The following is a 25,340-nucleotide window of genomic DNA, read 5'->3' as shown; positions in this document are numbered from 1 at the left end:
GGTTCCGAACGGTACCACCAAATTGAACGTCCGGGAGACCGTTTCAGGTGTGTTTCGAGGGGTGCGCAGTCCGTCGAATTTCACATTTACCGGTAGTTCTCAGAGCGAGGGTCGCCGAACGATCGAACGCGTATCCCTACTGTTTCCCGGATACCAACGAATCGGTCCAACTGTGAATCGTCTCGTTTGATTCGAACCGTACTGCGGTGGGATGGCGAGCGGTACATCTACCTGTATCGACGCCAACGCTCGCACATGAAAGACGTCACCGACTGCTACGAGGAGTTTGGGGACGAACGGCTCCCGCCGGGACAACGCGAAACCAGCGAGTTCCCGGTCCTTTCGAAAAGCGGGACGCCGCCGTTCGATCCGGAGACGTGGGAGTTTACCGTCAGCGGTGCAGTCGACGAGGAACTCGCTTTTTCCTGGGAGGAGTTTCAGGAGCTTCCCGCCGAAACGCAACGGCAGGATTTCCACTGCGTGACCGGCTGGAGCACGTTCGACCGCGAGTTCACCGGCGTTGCGTTCCCCGAACTCGCCGAACTCGCCGGCGTTCACGACGACGCCGTCCACGTCATGTTTTCCGCGCTGGACGACTACACGACCGATCTCCCGCTCGAGGAGTGCATGCGCGAAGATGTCCTGTTCACCTGGGAACTCGACGGCGAGGAGCTACCGCGGGACCACGGCGGTCCGCTCCGCGTCGTGACGCCGCATAAGTACGCCTACAAGGGAGCGAAGTGGGTCGACGGCGTCGAGTTTTTGACCGAACCCGAACTCGGCTACTGGGAACGTCGTGGCTACTCCGAGACGGCGGATCCGTGGCGTGAGGAACGATATAGTTAGGCTGAAGGCACGCCGGTCCCGAGGAATGGTCGATGGAGCGACCGTCGGGTGGACGGGAGGTGGCAGGAACGCTCGAGCGAGACGCCCCCGAGTATCACAGTCGTAGTTGTGAACTCGAGGGCATCTCCTTTGGGGCCGTCGTCGACAGCGAAGGCGAGCCACGCGTCCAGTGGGCGGCCCCCGACGGACTCGAAATCGCAGGAACTGGCGTTGCGACGCGGTTTCGAGCGAGCGGACCGTCCAGATTCGACGCACTTCGGTCCGATGCGAAACGAGCGTTCGATCGGCTCGAGTACGACGGCCCGACAGTCGCTCGACCGCGGGCGTTCGGCGGCGTATCGTTTCACGACGGTCACGACCCGGATGGACCGTGGGAAGGGTTCGAGGCGGCCTCGTTTATCCTTCCCGCCGTCCAGGCCACGCGCAGCGATGACGGCGTCTGGCTCACGGCGACCGCGCCAGGCGAAGACGAGGCGACCGACCGACTCGAGCGGTGGCGACATCGCCTCGAGGAGTTGCCCTCGATGCGCCCGAGCGGAACCGGGCCCGGCGTCGACGGCACCAGCAGATCGACGACGTCGAGCGAGTGGACCGAACAGGTCGAGACCGCCCTCGAGCGTATCGACCGAGGCGAACTCACCAAAGTCGTCCTCGCACAGTCGCTGACGGCGACGCTCGACGCGTCCGTCGATGTTCCGGAAACCCTCGAGCGGTTGCGCAGGAAGTACCCGAACTGCTACCGGTTCCTGTTCGGCCACGAAGCGGGCGGGACCTTTTTCGGCGCGCCGCCGGAGCGGCTCGTCTCCAAGCGGGGCCAGCAACTCGAAACGGAGGCGCTCGCGGGCTCGGTTCCGCGGGGGGAGAGCCTCGAATCCGACAGCGAGTTTGCAGCGACGTTACGCGACAGCGAGAAGGTACAGCGCGAACACGGTCTCGTCGTCGAGGCGATTCGAGACCAGCTCGAGCCGCTGGCGGAATCGGTGACCGTTTCCGAGCAGACGATCAGACAGCTAGCGACGATACAACACCTCCAGACGCCGATTTCGGCGACGCTCAGCGATGATTGTCACGTCCTCGACATCGTGGAAGCGCTTCACCCGACCCCCGCGGTCGGCGGCGTCCCGCCGACGAACGCCTGGGAGACGATTCGATCGACCGAGGCGTTCGATCGCGGTTGGTACGCCGCTCCGATCGGCTGGTTCGACGGGAACGGCGACGGCGAGTTCGCCGTCGGCCTTCGATCCGCGGTCGCGACCGACAGCTCAGTCACGCTCTTTGCAGGGAACGGAATCGTCGCGGACAGCGACCCAGTCGAGGAGTGGGACGAGGTCCAACTCAAGTTCAGGCCGATCCTCGATGAACTCCAATGACGAACGCACCCAACGAGGCGACGTTGTGGGCTCGAATCCTCGTCGAGGAGCTCTCTGCGGGCGGACTCGAGGCTGTCTGTATCGCGCCCGGGAGCCGCTCGACGCCGCTTACGGTCGCGTTCGTCCAGCACGACGAAATCGAGGTTTTTTCACACCTAGACGAACGCTCGGCGGCGTTTTTCGCACTCGGACGAGGTCGACGGACGGGCGAACCGACCGCCCTCGTCTGTACATCCGGCACGGCGGCTGCGAACTTCCACCCGGCCGTGATGGAGGCGAATCAAGCTCGAGTACCCCTGCTCGTCCTCACGGCAGACCGCCCGCCGGAACTGCGCAATAGCGGCGCGAACCAGACCGTCGATCAGGTCAAGCTCTACGGGGATTCTGTTCGGTGGTACGCGGAACTTCCAGAGCCCAGAACCCAGCGCCGACGCGTGCGTTCGCTGCGAACGACGGCTGCTCGAGCGCTCGCGGAGACGCGAGGGACGCCTGCGGGACCGGTTCACCTCAACTGTCCGTTCCAGAAACCCCTCGAGCCGACGGAGGCGTCGGAGACGGTACCGGAATCAGTCGAGGACACGGTCGCCGGTGATGGTCGAAACGGCGCCTTCGTCGAAACCGCGCGAGGACGAATGGAGCCGTCGACCGAAGATTGTCGAACTATCGCACGGCAACTCGAGACGGCCAACAGACCGCTGATCGTCGCCGGCCCGGCGGATCCCGTCGGATACTCGAGTGGTGATTCACCGGGCGTCGACCCGGTACCCGTCCGACGGCTTTCGCGGGCCGTCGACGCACCGGTGCTCGCGGATCCGCTTTCGGGGTGCCGGTTCGGATCACAGTTCCGGGCTTCTGATTCCGATTCACCCATTTGTGGTGGCTACGACACGTACGTCTCAAAACTACCGACGCCCGACACCGTCTTCCGGTTCGGGGCGTCGCCAACGTCAAAGCCGCTCCGCCAGTACCTGGCAGACAGTTCCGCTCGACAGTTCCTCGTCGATCCGGCCGGCGAGTGGCGCGAAGCCACGTTCTCCGCGACCGATCTGATCGCCGCGGAACCGGAAGCGGTCATCGACGGCGTGCTGGACGAACTCGAGGAGTCTCGGGGGCGGGAAACGACCGCCGAGGACTGGTTGGAAGCGTTCGAGACCGCAGAGCGAACACACTGGCGAGTTCACGAGCAGACGATAGCAGACGCGAAGTCGGAAGCGGACCACGGCCCGCTCGAGGGGTCGATCCTTTCGGCCGTCTTTTCTGAAGCGCCGGATCCGGCGTCGATTTTCGTCTCGAACAGCATGCCGATCCGGGACGCGGACCGGTTCGGGAAACCGCGGTCGGCGGAACTGACGGTACTCGCGAACCGCGGTGCGAGCGGGATCGACGGGATCACGAGCACGGCACTCGGCGTCGGCAGCGCGACGGACGACCCGCTCGTGCTCGTCACCGGCGATCTGGCCTTTTACCACGACTCGAACGGGTTGCTCGCCGTCGAGCGGTGCGGCGTCGACGCGACCATCGTCGTGCTCGACAACGACGGCGGCGGCATCTTCCACATGCTTCCGATCGAGGAGTTCGATCCCCCGTTTACCGGCCAGTTCAAGACGCCCCACGGCCTCGAGTTCGACTCGCTGGCGGACTTGTACGACCTCGAGTTCGAGACCGTCGATCCCGCGGCGTTTCCCGAACGGTATCGGGAATCGGTCCGAAGCGGTGGGACGCAAGTGCTCCACGTCGAGTTCGACGCCGAAGCGAGTCACCGGCGCAGAGAAGCGCTCGCAGAGCGGGTTCGATCCGCCCTGTAGCGTTGGAAACGAGGGGTCGGACCCGCGAGCCGAACCTATTTCACAGCCAGGTCCCCAGTTTTGGACATGGTTTCAGAACACTTCGACCCGGAGCGGTGGGAACCGATCGAGGAATTCGACTTTCGCGATCTCACCTACCATCGAGCGGTCGACTCGGGAACCGTCCGCATCGCGTTCGACCGCCCCGCCGTTCGCAACGCGTTTCGGCCGGGCACCGTCGACGAACTGTACGACGCGCTCGAGCACGCCAAACGCCAAACCGATGTCGGCTGTATTCTGCTGACGGGGAACGGTCCGTCGCCCGAAGACGGCGGCTGGGCGTTCTGTTCCGGCGGCGATCAGACTGTTCGCGGTGAAGACGGCTACCAGTACGAGGACGACGAGGTGAGTGAGGCGCAACACGCCTCTGATAACGCGAGCGGGGAGAGCCAGCGAGCGCGCGCGTCGGAACAGGGACGGCTTCACATCCTCGAGGTTCAGCGACTCATCCGCACCATTCCGAAGGTCGTCGTCTGCGTGGTTCCCGGCTGGGCCGTCGGCGGGGGCCATTCGCTGCACGTCGTCTGCGATCTCACGCTCGCGAGCGACGAACACGCGAAGTTCCTCCAGACGGATCCCGACGTGGCGAGCTACGACGCTGGCTTCGGCTCCGCGTACCTCGCGAAACAGATCGGCCAGAAAAAAGCTCGCGAAGTGTTCTTCCTCGGCAAGACCTACTCCGCCGAGGAGGCTGCAGAGATGGGAATGGTCAACGAGGTCGTTCCCCACGAGGAGTTAGAGGAAACCGCACTCGAGTGGGGCCAGCGGATCAATTCGAAGAGCCCGACGGCGATGCGGATGCTCAAGTACGCGTTCAACATGACCGACGACGGGATGGTCGGCCAGCAGGTGTTCGCCGGCGAAGCGACGCGGCTCGGCTACATGACCGACGAGGCCAAAGAGGGCCGGGACGCGTTCGTCGAGGGGCGAGACCCGGACTTCTCGGAGTACCCCTGGCAGTACTAACGTCGCGCCAATCAGGTGCTCCATCGCTCGGAATAACGGGATGACCGACGCCGCTCGAGAGGCGGTTGCGCCCCGCTCCGAGTGTTCAACCGCAATGCCAACGTTGACACTCCCTGAAGTGGGACACTCGAGTAATGAGTACGGCAGCGGTTTCGCGGACGAAAGCCTGGGTGATGGCTGCTCGGCCACAGACGTTGCCAGCGGCCGCAGCGCCGATAATCGTGGGAGTCGGGCTCGCGGTTCACGAGGGGGTGTTCGCACCGCTTCCGGCGCTGATGGCGTTCGTCGGAGCGGCACTGATTCAGGTCGGAACGAACTTCGCGAACGATTACTACGACGCCAAGAAGGGGGCCGATACGGACGACCGGGACGGATTCACTCGAGTAACCCAGTCGGGGCTCATCGAGCCCAGCCAGGTCAAACTCGCGACGATCGTCACGTTCGGACTCGCCGTCCTCGTCGGAACGTACCTGGTGTACGTCGGCGGCCTCCCGATCCTGGTCATCGGGCTGGTGAGCGTCTTCTGCGGGTGGGCCTACACCGGCGGCCCCTATCCGCTCGGCTACCACGGACTGGGCGATCTGTTCGTCTTCGTCTTCTTCGGCGTCGTCGCCGTGATGGGAACGTTTTACGTCCAGGCCGCTTCAATTCACGCGGAGCCGCTAACGACTTCGATCCCGGACGAAACGGTTACGATTACGGCGTTCGTCGCCAGTTTGTCGGTCGCCGGAATTTCGACGGCGATGATCGTCGTCAATAACGTCCGGGATCGGGAGACCGACCGCGAGACGGGTAAACACACGCTTGCGGTTCGGCTCGGATACGGCTGGAGTCGCGTCGAGTTTGTCGCATTACTGCTCCTCGCTTACGCGGTACCGCTCTGGTTCTGGCTCGGGGCCGGGTTCGAACTGCTGGTCCTCCTCCCGCTCCTGACGATACCCTACGCCGCGATGATTACGCGGACGATGTTGAATCGAACCGACGGAGCGGCGCTCAATCCCGCACTCGAGGACACCGGGAAACTGCTCACGATCTTCTCGATACTCTTCGCGGCGGGGCTGATACTCGGATGACGCCGACACTTTCGTTCCGGCATTTTTCGCTCCCGCTCGAGTCGCCGCTCGAAACCGCCCACGGGCCGATCGAGCGCCGGGAGGGCTTCCTCGTGAAACTGTCCGACGGCGACGCCGTCGGCTACGGCGAAGCGACCCCGCTGCCGGGTTGGACGGAGTCCCTCGAGGCGTGCGAACGAGGGCTCGAACGGGCGAGCGCGGCGCTTTCTGCGGAGGGAATAACCGAAGCGATCGACGCCGTCGACGACCGCGTGGCGGCTCGCCACGGAGTGACGCTGGCGGTCGCGGACCTCCGCTCGTCGCGCGAATCGACGCCGCTGTACCAGTACCTCAGCACCGACTCGCTCGTCGGTCGGGTTCCGGTCAACGCGACCATCAGCGACGGAGCACCGAGAGAGACCGCAGACGCAGTCAAAGCGGCGGTTTCGCGCGGATTCGACTGTTGTAAGCTGAAAGTCGGCGTCCGGTCCGTCGAAGCGGATATCGAACGCGTTCGGCAGGCTCGAGCGGCCGCCGGTCCCGGCGTCGAGCTTCGAGCCGACGCGAACGGCGCGTGGACCATCGAAGAGGCCGAGTCCGCGATCGAGGGATTCGCCGACGACGGCGTCTCGATTCTCGAACAGCCCCTTCCGGCGGGTGCGCTCGAGGGGCATGCAGCACTACGCGGTCGAGGCGTCGACATCGGTCTCGACGAAGGATTGCTCGAGCACGGGGTCGATTCGATCTGCGAAGCCGGTGCGGCCGATGCGATCGTCCTGAAACCCATGGCACTCGGGGGGCTGGATATCACCCAGCAGGTCGCCGCTTGGCTCGGAGAACTCGAGATAACGCCCATCGTGACCACGACCATCGATGCCGTCGTCGCCCGAACGGGTGCCGTACACCTCGCGGCGGCGATTCCGGATCTGCCCGCCTGTGGTCTCGCGACGGGCGAGTTACTCGCCGAGGATCTGGCTCGCGACCCCGTGCTGTTCGAAAGCGGATCCGCGGTCATCCCGCAGGCGAAGGGTCTTGGGGTTTCGGGCCTCTGGTCCGAGTAATGCGCGAGTCCGTCGACTGGCCGACTGCGGATCTGCTGACTCATCGGCGCGAGACGACGCCCGAGAAGACTTCGCTGATCGATATCGAAACCGACGAGCGGTGGAGCTACCGCGAGTTCGATCGGCGCGTGGGCCGCGTTGCGGCCGGTCTCGAGTCAATCGTCGAAGCCGGTAGGGACGACGATTGCAGTAACTCGTCCGCCCGCGTCGGCGTCCTGATGGAGACCCGCCCCGCGTTCGCGACGCTCGTCTTCGCGGCGATGCGAACCGGCTCCATCCTCGTTCCGCTAAACGTCCGCGAGACGGCGACCGAGATCGAATCGAAGATCGAGCGGACAGATCTCGAGGCCGTGATCTGCGAGCGGGAGACGGAATCCCTGGCGATCTCGAGCGCGAATCGACCGATTTTCTCCGTCGACGAGCCGACCGATTCGGGCTCGAATCCCGTTCGTGTTCGGCCGCTTCCGAGCGACTCGAGCGAGGCCACGGCGACTCTCGAGCCGACCGTCCTCGATCGAGACGATCCGTTTCTGATCCTGTTTACGTCCGGAACGTCCGGCGAACCGAAGGGAGTGCGACTGACGGTCGGAAACCTCGTCTCGAGTGCGACCGCATCGGCGTTTCGACTGGGCGTTCTTCCGACGGATCGCTGGCTCTGCTGTCTTCCGATGTATCACATGGGCGGACTCGCCCCCGCGATCCGGTCCGTGCTCTACGGGACGCCCCTCGTCATCCAGCGCGAATTTGAGCCGGAAGCGACCGCTCGAGCGGTCGGCGAATACGATATCAGCGGCGTCTCACTCGTTCCAACGATGCTCAAGCGACTGCTCGACGCAGGGTGGAGCGACCCCGACTCGCTCCGATTCGTTCTACTGGGCGGTGCGCCGGCCTCGAGCGAGTTACTCGAGCGAGCGCGGAAAGCCGGAATACCCGCCTATCCGACCTACGGAATGACCGAGACTGCGTCACAGATTTCGACGGCGACGCCCGAACAGACCCGAGCGCACGAGGGAACCGTCGGACAGCCACTCGCCGTTACGACTGTTACCGTCGTCGACGAATCCGGAGACCCGAAAGCGCCCGGAGAACCCGGAGAGATCGTCGTCTCGGGGCCGACGGTGACGCCGGGATATCTCGAGGACGAGCGGGCGGAAACCGCGTTCGGCGAACGCGGACTGCACACGGGGGACATCGGCTATCGAGATCGGGACGGTCGCCTGTGGGTGCTGAACCGCCGTAGCGATCGAATCGTGACGGGCGGGGAGAACGTCGATCCGGGCGAAGTCGCGGACGTGATTTTGTCACATCCTGCTGTCGAGGAACTCGCGGTCGTCGGCCTCTCGGACCCGGAGTGGGGCGAGCGCGTCGGCGCGCTGGTCGTCCCGACGGCGTCCTCGGAGAGCGTGTCCGCCGACGATCTTCTCGAGTTCTGTGACGGACGGCTAGCCGGATTTAAACAGCCGAAGACGATCGGTTTCGACGATTCGCTTCCGCGGACGGCGTCGGGAACCGTCGACCGGGAGGCCGTTCGGACTGCCCTCGAGACGGACGACATCGACGCGGCGTCTCTCGACTAATTTGGTTCGGGCGGCCATAGCGCCTTGGCGCCTTCTCGATGGTGGCGCGAATTGCCGTGTTGTACCCGAGCTCTACAGAACCTCGAGGACCGATACTCAGGCAGTCCGTTCGCCCACTATCGGGTCAAATACCCGATAGTATTATGAATGTTGGATGTTACCAACGCAACTATGAAACCCTCCATCAACCGTCGATCGCTCCTCATCGGAGCCGTCGGCGCGGTCGGTACGAGTGGGCTCGGGGTGAGTGGATACAATTGGTACAAGTATTCGTCGCTACACTCGAGTCGGAATCACCTCCGGTTCAGACGACTCCGAGGCCGCAATCGATCCGACGAGCCGGCGACGCTCAATGTCACTGTCCGCGATGACGGCTCGCATTTTCACGATCAAACGTACGACCTCGAGGCGTCGGGAGACGAAGCCGACGGTGACGAGAAACCGTTGAACGGGCCCTGGATCAAAAGCGCGGGCGAGTACTCGGTTCACGTCGAACTGGAAGACGAGGAACTCGTCCTCGAGCACGCCGAAATCGTCGACCGGCTGGACGAAATGAGTTGTCAAGGGAGCGACGATGCGGAGGTAACGATCATCGTTACGGAAGAACGAACGTTCGAATCTGCCGTTGCGGATGTCGAGTAACGCAAGTCGAGTTGGACATCCGACCTGTCTCGCTGTCGGAGTCGTATCGCTATCGCAGTCGTATCGGTAGCAGAGCCGTATCGCTGTCGGAGCCCGCTGCTCTCGGAGCGGTTACACGGCGGCCAATCCGGCTGGCCAATAGCATATAAACCGTCGGATCCTCCGTTCACACGTGTGTACACTGACGCTCGCTTGGCAGGTTTTCGACGAGGCGCCCGTCGCCGTCGCGGCGAACAGGGACGAAGCCCTCGAGCGTCCGTCGACGGTCCCCGGCGTGTATCACGAGGACCCGCTAGTGATCGCGCCGCGGGATAGGGAAGCTGGCGGGACCTGGATCGGCTATAACGAGCACGGCGTCTTCGCCGGAATCACGAACCGCTGGACCGACGCGGACCTCGCCGGGAATCGCTCTCGAGGATTACTGGTCGCGGACGTCCTCGAGGCCGAGTCGGCGGCTGAAGCGGCTCGGACGATCGAGACGGCGACCGACGAACACGAGTACGGCGGATTCAACCTCACCGTCGCCGACGCGGAGCAGGCCTACTGCTACACGTGGGACGGCAAGTTGGAACGCCTCGAGTTCGAGCCGGGCGTCCACGTCGTGGTCAACGTGGCCGTCGACGACGAAGTCGCGATCCCGTCAGTTCGCCCGGAACTGGCTCGAGCGCAAGCGAGTAACGCCCGGTCAGTTCGAGACGAACTCGAGGCGAATTCTGGCGAACTCGCAGACGAGTGGCTCGAGCGCGCGGGCGACGTTCTGGGCGATCACGAGTACGGCGTCTGTATCCACCGAGACGGATTCGGCACGCGGTCGTCCTCGTTGATCGCACTCGGCGAAACGCCGACCTACGAGTTCGCAGACGGCCCGCCGTGTCGAACCGCTTACGATGAACTGTCCTCGGGCGGCGACCTCGAAGGCCACATTTAAGCGCCTTGCCCACTGTCTTTGTGATATGCGCGCACATCCGTTCGTAGCCACGAGTACGCTCGCGAGGTGGGCTCCGTGAGTCTCTCGACCGCCGAAGCCGAACTCTCCGCGGACGAACGAGCGGGTCTCGAACTCGTCCGCAACTCCGGGGGCATCCACCAGAGCGACTTCTGGAAGGAACTCGACGTCTCCTCTCGGAAGGGGAGTCGCATTGTCGAATCCCTCGTCGAGAAGGAACTCGTCGACCGCGAAGATACGGTGTACGACGGACACAACACCTATTACATCACGCCGACCGCCCGAGATCTGGACTTTACGCACCTGATGGCCGGCGATATGCTGTCGCCGTTCATCGGGGAGGAGGAGGTCGACCCGAACAGCGACGCCTTCTCGCAGTGGATCATGAACCTCGCGTATCAGGATTGAACGATCGGTCGCCGAACGACTTCTGTCGATACCTGCGATCGTTTTTCGCTGCTGTCTTCCGCCGTAGGCACCACTCCGCCGATTCGATCGATGGGAGACGACGCTAGGATTCGTATCACGCGATTGTGACGGCTACGAAACGCCCCGCGAACGTATCGAAAACGAGTGACCGCCGGTTGGTCCGTTTCTCACTCGAGCGCGCTACCGGCTCGAATAATCTCGCGTTCGCCGAAGGCTGGACCAACGAGTTGCACCCCAACCGGAAGTCCGTCAGTCTCACCCGCGGGAACCGAAATCGCGGGGAGGTTAGCGAGGTTCACCGGCACCGTGTTGGCGTCGGCGAGGTACATCGTCAGCGGGTCCTCGAGACTCTCGCCCAGTTCGAACGGCGGAACCGGCATCGTCGGCGAGGCGAGCACGTCGGCCTCCGAAAGCGCCTCGTCGAAGTCCTGTTTGACCCACGCTCTGGCGTCCTGTGCCTTCTTGTAGTACTTGTCGTGGTAGCCGGCCGAGAGCGCGTACGTTCCGAGCAGGATACGGCGCTTGACCTCGTCGCCGAACCCTTCCTTTCGGGCCTGGGAGAACGCCTCGTTCCAGTTGTCGTTTTTGCCCTTCTCGCCGGCGGCGTGGCCGTACCGGACGCCGTCGAACCGCGCCAGGTTCGAGGAGGCTTCCGACATCGCGATCACGTAGTAGGCCTCGACGGCGTGTTCGACTGACGGGAGGCTGACTTCCTCGTACTCCGCACCTTGGGCCTCGAGATCCTCGATCGCGTCCCAGAACGTCTCGACGACGCCCTCGTCCGCACCCTCGAGCAGTTCCGTGGGAACGCCGATCGTCAGACCCTCGACGTCGCCGTCGGCGGCGGACGCGTAGGAGGTGGTGTCGCCATCCGCGTTTTCGTTCTCGTCTCCGTACGGTGGTTCGTGCGTGGTCGCGTCCCGATCGTCCGGTCCGGCGATGACCTCGAGCAGGGAAGCGGCTTCCTCGACGCTCGAGCCGAAGGGGCCGATCTGTTCTAAGCTGTTCCCGTAGGCGACAAGCCCGTACCGCGAAACCAGTCCGTAGGTCGGTTTGATACCGACGACGCCGCAGAAGGCGGCCGGACAGCGAATCGAGCCGCCCGTATCGGAGCCGAGCGCGAGGTCGGCTTCACCGGCGGCGACGGCTGCGGCCGAGCCACCCGACGAGCCGCCGGGAACGTGGCCGGGTGCGGCGGGATTGTCCGTCGAACCGAAAAAGGAGGTTTCGGTCGTCGTCCCCATCCCGAACTCGTCCATGTTGGTCTTGCCGACGATCGTCGCACCGGCGTCCTTGAGTCGGGAGACGACCGTCGCGTCGTAGGGCGGAACGTACTCCTCGAGCATCCTCGACCCGCAGGTGGTTCGAACGCCTTCCGTCGAAATGTTGTCCTTGACCGCGACGGTTTTGCCGGCCAGCGGGCCGTCGTCGTCGCCCTGGAGCGTCTCTTCGGTGATAAAGATGTTTTCGGACATGATCAGGAGACGTTCGGCCCTTTGAAGTAGCCGTCTTCGGTTTCGGGGGCGTTCTCGAGTGCCGACTCGCTGTCGAGTGACTCACGAACCTCGTCGGGTTCCATGACGTTCGTGAGCTCTGCGTCCTGGTCCACCGCTGGAACCTCGTCTAACGTCTCGAAGTACTCGAGGATATCCGCGAACTGGCCGGTGAACTGTTCGATCTCGTCGTCCTCGAGATCGACCCGGGCCAGCGACGCGACGTGGCGGACGTCCTCTGGAGTAACGGCGTCGTCGCTCATATACAATCGCACCGGCCTGTCGGGAGTAAGCGTTTCGATACGACCGACGGGTGGTGGAGCTGATCCGCGGGTTGCCGACGGCGATTCTCCGTCCCACCGCCGAGAGCGGACGACTCGAGCGTCGGTAATTCGGTATTACTCGAGGACGAGACAGAGAAACCATCGCATACTCAAGAACGTCCCACTCGATCGAACTGATATGAGTTGTGACAACTGCGGGTCCGCTGACGAAATCGCGTACACGCTCAGGACGCATCCGAAGACGGGTTCGAAGGCAGATGCCGCAACCGGGCCAAAAACTGATCCCGAAACCCGGCCGTGGACGGATACCGAGACTGGGACGGAAACAAGTTCCGCGGCTGGGACCGAAGCGGACGTGAGTGACTTACCTCCCGAACCGATCGACTTGCGGTTTTGCTCGGCCGGTTGTCTTCACGAATGGACCGCCGTTCCGTCGGCCGAGGACCAACCGTCCAGTCGACGAATCCGAGGAACTCAGTAGGTCGGACTCTCTTCGGCGACCCCGTCCCGAGCGTTTCCGACGCGACCGAACACGAACAGGGCGTCGGAGAGCCGGTTGAGGTACGTGACCGCAGTGTCGTTGATCTCTTCTTCGCCGGCCAGCGCGACGGCGCGTCGTTCCGCCCGTCGACAGATCGTTCGAGCGTAGTGAAGGCCGCTCCCGAGATCGCCGCCGCTCGGGAGGATAAACGACGTCAGAGGGTCGAGCTCGTCGTCGTACTCGTCGATCCACTCCTCGAGGAGTTCGACGTGCTCGGATTCGATCCGGGGATCGTCCTCGTCCGGTTCCGGGTTCGCGAAGTCCGCCTGCACGACGTGGAGGTGATTTTGTATCTCCCGGAGTTTCGCCTCGAGGTCGTCGTAAGCGGCCGGCCGAGCCGTTCCGATGACGGCGTTGAGTTCGTCGACCGTGCCGTAGGCTTCGATCCGGTGACTCGCCTTCGACACCCTATCCATCGTCCGGAGGTCGGTCTCCCCGTCGTCTCCACGACCGGTATAGATGTCCATACTGGAGGGTCACGACCTGCTCGCATAATGATGGCGGTAACAGAGGTGCTGTCGGGAACACGGTCAAGAGGCCCTCATAAGTCGAGCTTTCGATCATTCCCAGTTGGTTGCAACGGGGCGAACATATTGGTACTCGGGCTAGGAAGGTCTCGACGAGAACGGGTATTATGGCACAGGCAACACTCGCGATAACGATGCCGGAGCAGGTATGGATTCAGCAGGTGTCGTCCGCATATCCCGAGTCGACGTTTCGCGTCCTCGCGGCCGTTCCCGATTCCGAGTCCGGATTTGCCCTCGTAGAGATCGCCGGACCCGACGGTGCCGACGTCGTCGAAGCGATGACCGAGCACGAACAGATAACGGAACTGTCGACGATCCACCGCGGCGAGGGCGAGGTGACGGTTCACTTCGAGACCACCGATCCGTTGCTTCTCTTTTCCTCGAGAGAATCCGGAATGCCGATCGAGCTCCCGGTCGAAATTCAAAACGGAATGGCGACGGTCGAGGTGACGGGAACCCGACAACGGCTCGCGAACCTCGCCAGCCAACTCGAGCGATTTGACATCCAGTACCGGATCGAAACCGTCCGAGAGGATCCCAACGAGCGGCAGCTCCTTTCGGAACGACAACTCGAGGTCGTCGTCGCGGCGGTCGACGAAGGATACTACGACACGCCGCGGCGATGTTCGCTGACCGAACTCGCTGAGCAACTCGACATCGCGAAATCGACGTGCAGCGAAACGCTTCATCGAGCGGAGGAAGCGGTTATCAAACGGTTCGTCGAGAGCGTCCCTCACGCCGACGAATCCACAGAAACGAACGAACCGGTCGCACCGAGTTAATTTCCGGTTGAGACCAGATGATAATCGCAACCGTTGATTGGCGTGCAACAATAATAGTCCCGGCAATTTCAGCCCCGTTCCTTATAAATTAGCGAATATATTCGCGTCAATTCTCGAGCGCTGGAAATCGACTCGACACTTGAAACAGATCTAGTGGTGAAGACGGTATAGAGGTTCCACTAATGAACGAAAGTGATTGCGTGCGAACATGTATGATGCACGTCTATTCAACAGCCACATCGGAGGTGTTCTAACCCGATGAGCGCAGACGACGAGTCGTTCCACCCGCTCGGGCAGGAATGGGAGAACGATCTCGAAACAATGCTCGACGATACCGAGTACGATACCGACCTCGGGATGCAGATGGCAGAAGACGCCATGCGAGTCACCAAAGGTGAACTCTCCGAGGCCGAGTTCCACGAACAGTATCACGAGGACATGATGGAGGAGTTCGGCCAGGACGACCGGCCGACCGCCGAAGCCTTAGAGGAGATGGAAGCGAACGCTTCCAACGCACTCGAGGCGTTCGAAGGCGACGAGGATATGGATCGTCGCGAAATGATGAAGAAGATGGGCGCGGGGGCCGCCTTCCTCGGACTCGGTGCCGCCGCGACCTTCGGCGACGACGAACCGAGCGTCGACGCCGCCGCGCAGGAAGACGACGATGACGACGACGGCACCCAGTGGGGGATGGTCATCGACCTCGAGCAGTGTGACGGTTGTCTTTCCTGTGTTCAGGCGTGTGCCGAAGAGAACCAACTCGACGCCGGTGTGAACTGGATGTACGTGCTGGACTACGAGGATCCGGATGAGGATCTGAACTCCGGACGCCAGCGACTCGTCCGTCCGTGCCAGCACTGTTCGGACGCGCCGTGTGAGAAAGTCTGCCCGACGACGGCGCGACACACGCGAGATTCCGACGGACTCGTTCTTACTGACTACGAAGTTTGTATCGGCTGTCGATACTGTCAGGTTGCCTGTCCCTACGGCGTCAACTACTTCCAGTGGGGCGAACCGGACGTGGACGCCGAAGCTATCGACACCGATCACATATACGACGAACGTGGTCGTCCAGTCGATAGCCGTGCACCCCGCGGTGTCATGAGCAAATGTACCATGTGTCCGTCCCACCAGGACGGTAACCAAGGAGAAGAGATGATCGGAACGACTGCTTGTGAAACCGCTTGTCCACCGGACGCGATCCAGTTCGGCGACATGAACGATTCCGAAAGCGCTCCTCAACAGTATCTCGACGACGTCGCACTGACGCGTGCGAAATCCGAACTAGCCGGTGACAACTTCGCACCCGAGGAGGGCCTCGATTACGACGAACTCGAGGAAGAGGAGTTAGACGATGCCGAGTCGGACTTGCTCGAAGCCGTTAGAATTCTCGACGGCGAGGATGAACCCGCCGAAGACGATGACGACGACGGAATGACCGAGACCGAAGCGACACGGATCGTTCAGGGCGAAGAGGGCTCGCACGCTTCGACGTTCAAGCTGCTCGAGGACGTCGGCACGAACCCGAACGTCGTCTACGTCGGCAACGAACCAGGTCCGAGGGCGGAGCAGACTGAAGGGGAAGTTCAATACGATCAGCATGATTACGAGCGTGCTGACACCGGCGAAGACCAGGTCCTCGCAGACGTCCGAAAAGAGGTTACCGACGAAGACACCGTCGACCTCGATTACATCTCCGAGAGGATGCCGATATGAGCACCAAGACGCCAAGCGAGGACGACATCCTTCGTCCCTTACGGGAAACGTCGCGAAACTACTACATCCTGTTCGGCGCCGCGACGCTCGCGTTCGGGCTCTTTCTCGTAGCCTGGGCCTACCAGCTCCAGCAAGGCCTCTCCGTTACGAACCTCTCGGACTGGGGGAGCGGCGGCGGCGTTACCTGGGGACTGTACATCGGCGCGTTCATCTGGTGGGTCGGGATCGCCCACGGCGGCATCATCCTCTCAGCAGCAGTCAGACTGCTCGGGATGGACCGGTACATGCCGGTCGCTCGCCTTGCGGAGATGCTGACGCTCGCCGGTCTCTCGGCCGCAGGATTCTACATTATGGTCCACATGGGCCGTCCGGACCGCATGGTAACAAGTATCATCGGCCACTACCACATTACGGTCAACACCTCGCCGTTGGTGTGGGACGTGACGGTCATCACAGCATACTTCGTGCTGACGGCGACCTATCTCGCGCTGACGATCCGATACGACGTAACGCGACTCCGCGGCCAACTGCCGGACCACTTCGAACCGATCTACAAGGTCCTGACCCTCGGGTACTCCGAGGAAGAGGATGAAATCATCGAACGGATGGTCTGGTGGCTCGCGCTCGCGATCATCATCATGGCACCACTGTTGCTTCACGGCGGTGTGATTCCGTGGCTGTTCGCCGTCTTGCCGGGCATGCCCGCCTGGTTTAGCGCCGTGCAGGGGCCGCAGTTCCTCACGATCGCGCTAACCTCGGCGATCAGCGGCGTCATACTGGTTGCGGCCGCCTTCCGATACGCCTACGACTGGGATCACATCATCACTGATGACGTCTTCCGCGGCCTCTTGCTGTGGCTCGGCTTCTTCAGTCTGCTGTTCCTCTGGCTCCAGCTCCAGCAGAACGTCGTCGGGATGTTCGCCGCACCGATCGACACGGCCGTCGCACAGGAAGCGACGCTGTTCCACCCAGTCTATCTCCTCTCGATGGCGATGGTCTTCGGCACGCTCGTCTACATCTTCGCCCAGACCATTCGGCCGTCGCTGTTCACTCGAGCCCGCGCGATGGTCGCCGGCGTAACGGTGTTGCTTGCGACCCTGATGGAGAAAATCCTCTTCGTCGTCGAAGGATTCCTTCACCCGACGTTCGAGATCTACGCGGCAACGCCAGGTGCGTACTTCCCGAGCTTGATCGAGTGGCTCTCGCTCGTCGGGACCGTCGGTATGGTAGTGCTGTTCTTCCTCGTCATGGCTAAGGTCGTCCCCGTGGTCGAACTCCACGCGATCGAACACCTTCAGGACGACCACGGTCACGAACCAGTAGACGAAAGTGCGAAGAAACAGGAGGTTGAAGCATGATTCCTGAAGTCTCTCTCGCACTCTCAACCCTCCTCTACCACGGGTACGATGGGACGGAGGGTGTGACCGGTTTCCCGAACATCGGGACCGTTCTCATCTTCGGCGTTGTCCTCGTTCCGGTGTACGTGATGGTCGCTGCGTGGTTCGCCGGGAAGCCCCGCGATACGAGTTCCGGACTGCTCGGGGTCTCCTATCTCGTCGCCATCACGTCGCAGATGTGGATTGGTATGTTCATCGTCACCCTCGTCATCGCCCTTGTGTTCTACGGCGGATTACCGGAACCGCTCACTTCCGTCGGTCCGTAACTCTCAACTGCCGTTTCGGTCGTTTTTCTTCGCTGTCGACTGTTACCATTCGTTGCTATTTGCCGCCGTTCGTTCTCGTCAGGTGCATTTGAACCCAAAACCATCACACGTATCCCGTTCCACCCCTACCGTTCGTCTAGAGATATCGACGCACCATGAGTATCACAGAACACGAACTCAAAATCGAACTCGAGAGCATCGAGGATCCGATGATCGGTGACGACATCGTCTCGCTCGGCCTAATTAACAGCCTCTCGATCGAAGACGGCACGGCGAACATCTCGCTCGCGTTCAACGCCCCGTACTCACCGGCAGAAATGGATATCGGGACGGAAATTCGCGAAGTACTCGCCGAAAACGGCCTCGAGGCGAATCTCAAGGCCCACGTCAGCGGCGAGATGGGGTTCGACGACGAAGTCCTCCCGCAGGTCCGAAACGTCATCGCCGTCTCCTCCGGGAAAGGGGGCGTCGGAAAGACGACGGTCGCCGCCAACATCGCTGCCGGACTCGAGTCCCGCGGAGCGATGGTCGGCATTCTCGATGCGGACATTCACGGCCCGAACATTCCGCGGATCTTGCCGGTCGAGAGCGAACCGGGAGTGTCGCCCGACGAGAGTCTCGTCCCGCCACGATCCGACGGCGTTCGCGTCATGAGTATGGGATTCATGATGGAAGACGACGACGACCCGGCGATCCTCCGGGGACCGATGGTCAACAAGTTCATGATGAAGTTCCTCGAGGGCGTCGAGTGGGGTCGTCTCGACTACCTCATCGTCGATCTGCCGCCGGGAACCGGTGACGCGTCGTTGAACCTTCTGCAATCGATGCCGGTCGACGGATCGATCATCGTCACGACGCCACAGGAGATGGCGCTCGACGACACCCGAAAGGGGATCAATATGTTCCAGAAACACGACACACCGATCGTCGGCGTCGTCGAAAACATGAGTTCGTTCGTCTGTCCGAGCTGCGACGACGAACACGAACTATTCGGCGAGCAGGGCGAGGGCGTCGAGAAGATCGTCGACGACTTCGACATTCCGATCCTCAACAGAATCCCGATGCATCCCGATTTCGGTGCCGACGGCACCGGGACCGTCGCAAAGAACGAGGAAAGCGGCGTCTACGATTCCATCGACGAACTCGTTGCCAGCGCCGCGGATCGAGTCGGTGAGATCAACAGACGACAGGTCGCCGAGCACAAGGGCGCACAGGCCCGAAACGCGATTCCGACCGAGACGGATAGCTGATCCGGACTCAACCGTCGTTTTCAGGCCGCAGTTCGTTTTGCAAAATAGTTCGTCGGCTCGTCTTGGTTACTCCTTGAGCAGCGATTCGATATACTTCGAAACGTGATCGTCGATCCGTCGTTTGTACCCTGCCTGTCTCGCGAGCCGGTCGAGTTCTCGAGCGACTAAACTCCCGTACTGGACGGCCTTTTTGTCTCGAGTGGCGACCTCGTTGGGGAGATACTGGGTTGCAACGGATCTGAGCGCCTTCTTCCGCGTGTTTTCGTCGGCGAGCAGGTCGTCCGGCAGCCGAAGCGCCGCGTCGACGACGGCGTCGTGGAGGAGCGGTGCGACCGGTTCGACGCCGGCCGCCCGAATCGTACAGCTGTCTCGAGGCAACTGGCTCGGAAGCGTCGCGATGCTTTCTCGGACGGCCCCGCGGACGGTCTCCGCGTCGACGCGGTGGTCGAGTCGAACGACCTTCTCGTAGCCGCCGAACAGCTCGTCGGCACCCTGGCCGACGGCGAGTCGGTCGAAGCCGTCCTCGGCGACGCGTTCGCCGACGAGGTAGAGCCCCAGCGCGATCTGGACGTCCATCGCGTTCGTTCGACCGGTCGCCCGCGCGACCTCGGGAACGGCGCGTTCCAGATCGGCCGGCTCGAGTTCGACGACGGTCAGTTCGCGGCCCATCGCGTCCGCCGCCGTCCGTGCGGCTTCGACGTCGTGACTGTCGGGGAAGCCGACGACGTAAAGTGGTGCATCGAGTAGCTCCGCGACTAATGCGGAGTCGACGCCGCCCGAGAACGCGACGGCGGTGTTTTCGGTTTCGATGGTCGACGAAGCCGTCTCGACCGCGGTCGAGAGGTTCTCGAGAGCGATGTCGTGATCGTCGTACGGAGCCGGATCGGGAAGCGTCCAGACCTGCTCGGGGAGTCCCGTTTCGTCCGGCGCTAACGCGGAGCCGGCGGGGAACAGCTCCGGGGCGTTCAGTTCGGTCGGGTCGAACGCCCACGTTTCGAAACGGCCGCTCGTTCGATCCGCGCTCCCGGTGCGATCGTTTTCGGGGTCCCCTTCGATGAACAGCGGAACGCGCCCGAGAACGTCTCGGACGAGGCGGTCGTCGACTGTCCCGGCAAAGCCTGCCGTTCCGGGGAGCGGGTCACGCTCTTCGAGGGCGGTTCGAACGGGTATCGGATCGGCGCCGCGAAGCGTCATTGAAACAACGCCCCCACGCCTTTCCGGACCCGACGCGTCACGCCGCCCGCGGCTTGACGGAAACTAATGTGCCAGGGAGTCCGTTTGCCCTCGACGGAGGTCTCTCCCTCGCCAATCGCGGTCAGAATCGGATCGACCGCCCGCTCGTCAGTGTTCACGCGGGTCACCGCTTGGCCGACCATTTCGCTGATGTGTGCGTCGCTCCCGGCGGTCATCGGCAACCCGTGAGAGTCGGCGAATCGCTCGGCCTGCCGATTGGCACGGCCCGTAAGGAGTCGAGAGTTGTAGATCTCGATCGCGTCGGCTTCGGCGAGTTCTTCTCGAGTGATACGCGCCATAACCCCGTGGCGGGATTCCTGAAACGGGTGGGGGACCACGGCGAGTCCGCCCTGGGATCGGATCGCCTCGAGGGTCGATTCGTAAGAGAGTCCCGGCGGCACGGCCTCCTCGATACCGAGCCCGAGGATGTGACCGGCCTTGCTCGAGATTTCGATGCCGGGAATGCCGACCAGGCCGTACTCCGAGGCTCGTTCGGCGGCCTCGAGGCTCGCGTCGATTTCGTCGTGATCTGTGATCGCGATCGCATCGAGGCCGACGGCAGCGGCCTGCTCCAAGATGAGTTCGACCGGGTCTCGGCCGTCGTACGACAGCGATGAGTGGGTATGAAGTTCGACCGACAGCACGGCTCGATGTTTAGTCCGACTGATCAAAAGCACCTCGGTACGCGGGCGCGGTCGAAGGTGGTCGTCGTTGCTGATTCCCGCGACGTGTTCTCCGCTCGCGTTCGTCGCTACCGGGGCCCTCGGTTCGCATTCCGGGCTCCCGTTCGACATCGACGGCTACCGAAACGATATACACGGACGTGCACATAGAAATCCATTTACCGGCCCGCTTTCAACATGGGGATGAATGAGTCTTGCCGATTCGGACCGTGAACTCGTCGTCGAGGAACTGGGCCGCGATCCCACCCCGGCCGAGGCGGCGCTGTTCGAGAACCTCTGGAGCGAACACTGCGCGTACCGCTCCTCGAGACCGCTCCTTTCAGCGTTCGAAAGCGAGGGGGAGCAGGTCGTTATCGGGCCGGGAGACGACGCGGCAGTCGTCGAACTCCCGTCGAACAGCGACGCCGACGAGCCGATTACCGAAGCGAGCGCGGGGACCGAAACCGAAGCCGACGAATCGGTCTACATCACGATGGGTATCGAGAGTCACAACCACCCCTCCTACGTGGACCCGTTTGACGGCGCGGCGACGGGCGTCGGCGGCATCGTCCGCGACACGCTATCGATGGGTGCCTATCCGATCGCCCTCGCGGATTCGCTATACTTTGGCGAATTCGACCGCGAGCACTCCCAGTACCTCTTCGAGGGGGTCGTCGAGGGGATCAGCCACTACGGCAACTGCATCGGCGTTCCAACCGTCGGCGGCAGCGTGGATTTCCACTCCGATTACGAGGGGAACCCGCTTGTCAACGTCGCCTGCGTCGGCCTGACGAACGAAGATCGACTCGTCACCGCCGAGGCACAGGAGCCGGGCAACAAGCTCGTGCTCGTCGGCAACGGGACCGGTCGCGACGGCCTCGGTGGCGCGAGTTTCGCGAGCGAAGACCTCGCCGAAGACGCCGAAACCGAAGACAGGCCCGCCGTGCAGGTCGGTGATCCGTACGCCGAAAAACTCCTCATCGAGGCTAACGAGGTCCTCGTCGACGAGAGCCTGATCGAGTCCGCACGCGATTTGGGGGCCGCCGGACTCGGCGGTGCCTCGAGCGAACTCGTCGCGAAAGGGGGGCTCGGTGCGACGATCGAACTCGAGCGCGTCCACCAGCGCGAGCCGAACATGAACGCCCTCGAGATCCTGCTCGCCGAGTCTCAAGAGCGGATGTGTTACGAGGTCGAACCGACGAACGTCGATCGCGTCCGCGAAATCGCCGAGCGGTTCGATCTGGGTTGTTCGGTGATCGGCGAAGTCACCGACGAGAACTACGTGTGCACGTTTGAAGGAGAACCCGTCGTCGACGTCGACGCGTACTTCCTGGGCGAAGGCGCGCCGATGAACGATCTCTCAGTCGAGAAACCGCCGGAACCGGCGGTTGACCGGCCGGATACCGATCTCGAGGAGGCGTTCGAAACGGTCGTCTCGAGTCCGAGCACGGCTTCGAAGCGATGGGTCTACCAGCAGTACGACCACGAGGTCGGCGTCCGGACGAGCGTTCCGCCGGGCGACGACGCGGCGGTAATGGCCATCAGGGAGTGTGAAACCGGCCTCGCGATTTCCTCCGGTGGCGCGCCGAACTGGACCAGTGTGGACCCGCTCGAGGGAGCGAAAGCGATCGCACTCGAAAACGCGACGAACCTCGCGGCCAAAGGGGCAACGCCGCTGGCGGCGGTCGACTGCCTCAACGGCGGGAACCCCGAAAAACCGGAGGTGTACGGCGGCTTCAAACGGATCGTCGACGGACTCGCGGAGATGTGTTCGACGCTTTCGATTCCCGTCGTCGGCGGTAACGTCTCGCTGTACAACGACTCGGCCGCCGGACCGATTCCGCCGACACCCACGCTCGCGGTGGTCGGAACGAAAGCGGGGTACGACGCGCCGCCGCTTTCGGCGACGTCCGACGGCGAACTGCTGCTCGTCGGCGATCTCGGCGACGAATCCGACGGCTATCGGCTCGGCGGTTCCGAGTATCTCGCCCAGTTCTCCGGAAGCGACCGGTTCCCGACCCTTTCCGACGCGCCGGATTCGTTCGTGAAAACGCTCGCTGCGGTCGCCGACGACGACGCGACCCGAGCCGTCCACGACGTGAGCCACGGGGGACTCGCCGTTTCCCTCGCGGAGATGGTTTCGCCGGATGTCGGACTCGACGTCTCTCTCTCGAGCGACGATGCGACGGGGGCACTGTTTCACGAACAGCCGGGGCGGGCGCTCGTTCAGACGACCGATCCCGATGCGGTTCGTGATGCGTTCCCGGACGAGACGCCGGTCGTCTCGCTTGGGGCTCCGACCGGCGACGGGACGCTCACGATCGAACTCGGAAACGAAACGATCGAGACCGACGCGGCGGAGATTCGGACCCTCCGAGCGACGATCGAACGCGAACTCGAGTAGCGAAAATACAGAGATACAGACAGTTTTTGTATTATTCCGCTTCCAGAGTCGTAACCCCGCGGAATTCGATCCTCGTTTCGTCGTCGCCAGTTTCGGCGGTGACCACCCAGTCGTGTGCCTGTGCGATCACTCGGGCCAGAACGAGACCCAGTCCAGCGCGGCTCAGGTCGCCATCGAGTTGGGGTTCTACCAATTGGTCGTGATTGTCGAGTGCGCTCTCCGACGCGTTGTCGGCCACGAAAAAACCCCGAGTCGGCTCGTCCGACTCACTCACGCCGATGGTTCCGACGGTTACGATACCGTCGGATCCCCGGCGAGTCGCAACGTCCTCGAAAACGGTCTCGAGTAACCGAACGAACCGATCTTCGTCGACTCTGAGCGTGGCACTGGTTTCGACGACTACCGCTGTCCGCTCGAGATCCGATCGATCAACGGCGGTGTCGACCGCGGTTTCGAGAACGACTCGAGAACGGGCTCGGACGCTTCGGGAACTCCGGGCGAATTCGCGGACGTCGTCGACCAACTGTTCGGCTCTCCCGAGGGTTCGCTCGACCGAGTCGTCGGGCGACGAACGTGGTAATTCAGTTTCCTGCTCGTTCTCGACATCGATCGCATCCGAAATCGTCTCGATCTGCGCTTTGAGGTCGTTCGAAAGCACGTCCGCGACGGCTTCTAACCGTTCGGCCTGTTGCTCGAGTTGGTTCGTTCGCTTGCGGAGGAGTCGATCTTGCTCGGCGCGGTCGAGCGCGACGTTCGTGTTCTCGACGAGCGTCGAGACGAGATCGAGGTCGGTTTCGTCGAACTGGTTCGGCTCGAACGATCCGGTCATGAGCACGCCGTGTGTCCCGATCGGGGCGATGATCTCGGATCGAACCGGTGTCGATGGATTGTACAGCTCGTCGATCTCCGTCAAGTCTTTGTAGTATTCCGTCTCGCCGGATTCGTAAACGTCCCAGACGAGTCCTTCGCCCGGGCGGAATCGCGGAAGTCCGCCGAATTCGTCGTGGGCTTTGGCCGTTCCGGCCACCGGGTCGAGATAGCCGTGGGTGTCGTCGAGCAACCAGACGCCGCTGATCGGTAACTCGAGGAGGTCGCTTCCGGCGTGGACCGCGATCGAACAGATTTCGTCGGGGTCGTCGGACTGGAACAACCACCGAGTGAGTTCGTGGAGCGACTCGATAATCTGTTCGTGAGTCCGCTGTTTGGTTACGTCCCGGATGATCCCCGCAATGTTCGCGCGCTCGTCTTCGATCGGAACCAATCGGAGTTCGCAGATCCGCTCGTTTTCGTGCCGATCGGTGAACGGAATCTCGAGTTCGCGAAACTGCGCAGCGCCGACGGAGACGTCGTCGATCGCACGCCCGATCTCGAGGGTGTCCTCGTCCTCGATCGACGCTAACTGGGGGAGCGATTCGACGTGTTCTCCGATTAGCTTCGATCGTTCGATTCCGAAATTGGCTTCGATGGCTTCGTTGACCGCGACGATGTGGTTTCCGTTGTCGAGAACGACGACGCCGTCTCGGATGGATTCGACGACGGCGGCGTTCTGTGCGAGTTTCGTCTCCCGGTCCTTTCGCTCGGTGATATCCCGCATGAACACGGAAAGTCCGTCTTCGGAGGGATACGCGCGAGCCTCGAACCACGTTTCCAGACGCGTGTGATAGACCTCGAACGAGACGGGAATCTGCTCGTCCATCGCTCGGTAGAACCCGTCCGGAAACTGCGTTTCGATCGTGCGAGGAAACTCGTCCCACATCACACGACCGATCAGTTCTCCTCGAGAGCGTTTGAGGAGCGCCTGGGCCCGTTCGTTAATGTACGTAAACCGAAAGCCCGAATCGAGCGCGAAAAACGCGTCCGTGACTCGATCGATCGGCGGAATCGACTTACTGGCCACGATAGATCACCGACGAGAATTGAGACGACCTGGCAGTCGCTCTCGCTTGAGTGCTGGAGTCCGCGCCCGATTGCAGGTCAGTCATCGGCTGTAAACGCCTATTATTGCTTCGTAAAGGCGCTATTTGAGTGTCGTGGCCGTAAGCGAGCGACGTC

23 protein-coding genes are annotated in these 25,340 nt (G+C 62.5%); 17 read left to right on the top strand and 6 right to left on the bottom strand.

Annotated elements, in window-relative coordinates; translation table 11 throughout:
- Positions 1-255 precede the first annotated feature (255 nt).
- The 10 genes from ACZ5C7_RS16290 to ACZ5C7_RS16245 all read left to right on the top strand — a co-directional run bounded on the left by ACZ5C7_RS16290 (position 256) and on the right by ACZ5C7_RS16245 (position 10,712).
- Positions 256-846: a sulfite oxidase-like oxidoreductase gene (locus ACZ5C7_RS16290; protein ID WP_464377335.1), complete on the top strand. Its 591-nt coding sequence runs from the start codon at positions 256-258 to the stop codon at positions 844-846.
- A gap of 32 nt (positions 847-878) precedes the next feature.
- Positions 879-2,216 carry an isochorismate synthase gene (locus ACZ5C7_RS16285; protein ID WP_464377334.1) on the top strand — a complete coding sequence of 446 codons (1,338 nt, stop codon included), beginning with the start codon at positions 879-881 and terminating at the stop codon, positions 2,214-2,216.
- On the top strand, positions 2,213-4,021 hold the full coding sequence (gene menD / locus ACZ5C7_RS16280; protein WP_464377333.1) for a 2-succinyl-5-enolpyruvyl-6-hydroxy-3-cyclohexene-1-carboxylic-acid synthase: 1,809 nt from the start codon (positions 2,213-2,215) through the stop codon (positions 4,019-4,021). The genes ACZ5C7_RS16285 and menD overlap by 4 nt, the downstream gene beginning before the upstream one ends.
- Positions 4,022-4,087: 66 nt before the next feature.
- Positions 4,088-5,026: a 1,4-dihydroxy-2-naphthoyl-CoA synthase gene (locus ACZ5C7_RS16275; protein ID WP_464377332.1), complete on the top strand. Its 939-nt coding sequence runs from the start codon at positions 4,088-4,090 to the stop codon at positions 5,024-5,026.
- A 134-nt stretch (positions 5,027-5,160) separates the two neighbouring features.
- On the top strand, positions 5,161-6,099 hold the full coding sequence (locus ACZ5C7_RS16270; RefSeq protein ID WP_464377331.1) for a 1,4-dihydroxy-2-naphthoate polyprenyltransferase: 939 nt from the start codon (positions 5,161-5,163) through the stop codon (positions 6,097-6,099).
- Positions 6,096-7,139, top strand: coding sequence for a mandelate racemase/muconate lactonizing enzyme family protein (locus ACZ5C7_RS16265; RefSeq protein ID WP_464377330.1), 1,044 nt, complete (start codon positions 6,096-6,098; stop codon positions 7,137-7,139). The genes ACZ5C7_RS16270 and ACZ5C7_RS16265 overlap by 4 nt, the downstream gene beginning before the upstream one ends.
- Complete coding sequence (locus ACZ5C7_RS16260) at positions 7,139-8,716, top strand: class I adenylate-forming enzyme family protein (protein WP_464377329.1); 1,578 nt, start codon at positions 7,139-7,141, stop codon at positions 8,714-8,716. Before ACZ5C7_RS16265 ends, ACZ5C7_RS16260 begins: the two co-directional genes overlap by 1 nt.
- A gap of 171 nt (positions 8,717-8,887) precedes the next feature.
- Entirely contained in the window at positions 8,888-9,358 is a 471-nt protein-coding gene (locus ACZ5C7_RS16255; protein ID WP_464377328.1) for a hypothetical protein, read from the top strand.
- 172 nt (positions 9,359-9,530) lie between these two features.
- Complete coding sequence (locus ACZ5C7_RS16250) at positions 9,531-10,286, top strand: NRDE family protein (protein WP_464377327.1); 756 nt, start codon at positions 9,531-9,533, stop codon at positions 10,284-10,286.
- A gap of 75 nt (positions 10,287-10,361) precedes the next feature.
- Entirely contained in the window at positions 10,362-10,712 is a 351-nt protein-coding gene (locus tag ACZ5C7_RS16245) for a helix-turn-helix transcriptional regulator (protein ID WP_464377326.1), read from the top strand.
- A 188-nt stretch (positions 10,713-10,900) separates the two neighbouring features.
- Here ACZ5C7_RS16245 and gatA read toward each other — a convergent pair whose 3' ends face one another.
- On the bottom strand, positions 10,901-12,208 hold the full coding sequence (gene gatA / locus ACZ5C7_RS16240) for an Asp-tRNA(Asn)/Glu-tRNA(Gln) amidotransferase subunit GatA (RefSeq protein ID WP_464377325.1): 1,308 nt from the start codon (positions 12,206-12,208) through the stop codon (positions 10,901-10,903).
- Positions 12,209-12,210: 2 nt separating this feature from the next.
- Positions 12,211-12,489, bottom strand: a complete 279-nt coding sequence (gene gatC / locus ACZ5C7_RS16235; RefSeq protein WP_464377324.1) for an Asp-tRNA(Asn)/Glu-tRNA(Gln) amidotransferase subunit GatC — start codon at positions 12,487-12,489, stop codon at positions 12,211-12,213.
- Positions 12,490-12,688: 199 nt separating this feature from the next.
- On the opposite strand from gatC, the gene ACZ5C7_RS16230 reads away from it, so the two are divergent.
- Complete coding sequence (locus ACZ5C7_RS16230) at positions 12,689-12,991, top strand: hypothetical protein (RefSeq protein WP_464377323.1); 303 nt, start codon at positions 12,689-12,691, stop codon at positions 12,989-12,991.
- Here the strand turns inward: ACZ5C7_RS16230 and ACZ5C7_RS16225 are convergent.
- Positions 12,985-13,518, bottom strand: coding sequence for a cob(I)yrinic acid a,c-diamide adenosyltransferase (locus ACZ5C7_RS16225; RefSeq protein WP_464377322.1), 534 nt, complete (start codon positions 13,516-13,518; stop codon positions 12,985-12,987). The two genes, ACZ5C7_RS16230 and ACZ5C7_RS16225, sit on opposite strands and share 7 nt — an antisense overlap.
- A 167-nt stretch (positions 13,519-13,685) precedes the next feature.
- Here ACZ5C7_RS16225 and ACZ5C7_RS16220 point away from each other — a divergent pair, with 167 nt between their 5' ends.
- The 5 genes from ACZ5C7_RS16220 (at position 13,686) to ACZ5C7_RS16200 (ending at position 18,989) form a co-directional block, all read left to right on the top strand.
- Positions 13,686-14,360, top strand: coding sequence for a helix-turn-helix domain-containing protein (locus ACZ5C7_RS16220; RefSeq protein ID WP_464377321.1), 675 nt, complete (start codon positions 13,686-13,688; stop codon positions 14,358-14,360).
- Positions 14,361-14,618: 258 nt separating this feature from the next.
- Positions 14,619-16,076, top strand: coding sequence for a 4Fe-4S ferredoxin N-terminal domain-containing protein (locus ACZ5C7_RS16215; RefSeq protein ID WP_464377320.1), 1,458 nt, complete (start codon positions 14,619-14,621; stop codon positions 16,074-16,076).
- Positions 16,073-17,434 carry an NrfD/PsrC family molybdoenzyme membrane anchor subunit gene (gene nrfD / locus ACZ5C7_RS16210; RefSeq protein WP_464377319.1) on the top strand — a complete coding sequence of 454 codons (1,362 nt, stop codon included), beginning with the start codon at positions 16,073-16,075 and terminating at the stop codon, positions 17,432-17,434. Before ACZ5C7_RS16215 ends, nrfD begins: the two co-directional genes overlap by 4 nt.
- Positions 17,431-17,739, top strand: a complete 309-nt coding sequence (locus ACZ5C7_RS16205) for a hypothetical protein (RefSeq protein WP_464377318.1) — start codon at positions 17,431-17,433, stop codon at positions 17,737-17,739. The genes nrfD and ACZ5C7_RS16205 overlap by 4 nt, the downstream gene beginning before the upstream one ends.
- Positions 17,740-17,894: 155 nt before the next feature.
- The gene (locus ACZ5C7_RS16200) at positions 17,895-18,989 is read left to right on the top strand and encodes an Mrp/NBP35 family ATP-binding protein (RefSeq protein WP_464377317.1); all 1,095 of its coding nucleotides are present in this window, start codon (positions 17,895-17,897) and stop codon (positions 18,987-18,989) included.
- Between the two features lie 66 nt (positions 18,990-19,055).
- On the opposite strand, the gene ACZ5C7_RS16195 is transcribed toward ACZ5C7_RS16200, so the two are convergent.
- Positions 19,056-20,183, bottom strand: a complete 1,128-nt coding sequence (locus ACZ5C7_RS16195; protein ID WP_464377316.1) for an asparagine synthase C-terminal domain-containing protein — start codon at positions 20,181-20,183, stop codon at positions 19,056-19,058.
- Positions 20,180-20,866 carry a PHP domain-containing protein gene (locus tag ACZ5C7_RS16190; RefSeq protein ID WP_464378462.1) on the bottom strand — a complete coding sequence of 229 codons (687 nt, stop codon included), beginning with the start codon at positions 20,864-20,866 and terminating at the stop codon, positions 20,180-20,182. Before ACZ5C7_RS16190 ends, ACZ5C7_RS16195 begins: the two co-directional genes overlap by 4 nt.
- A gap of 226 nt (positions 20,867-21,092) precedes the next feature.
- Between ACZ5C7_RS16190 and purL the strand changes: the two genes are divergently transcribed.
- A complete protein-coding gene (gene purL, locus ACZ5C7_RS16185; RefSeq protein WP_464377315.1) occupies positions 21,093-23,288 on the top strand; it encodes a phosphoribosylformylglycinamidine synthase subunit PurL in 2,196 nt (731 codons plus the stop codon).
- A 31-nt stretch (positions 23,289-23,319) separates the two neighbouring features.
- On the opposite strand, the gene ACZ5C7_RS16180 is transcribed toward purL, so the two are convergent.
- Positions 23,320-25,185, bottom strand: a complete 1,866-nt coding sequence (locus tag ACZ5C7_RS16180; RefSeq protein WP_464377314.1) for a sensor histidine kinase — start codon at positions 25,183-25,185, stop codon at positions 23,320-23,322.
- Positions 25,186-25,340: the final 155 nt, after the last annotated feature.

Source organism: Halostagnicola alkaliphila (assembly GCF_055379965.1).
This window is presented reverse-complemented; position numbering and strand designations above follow the sequence as displayed.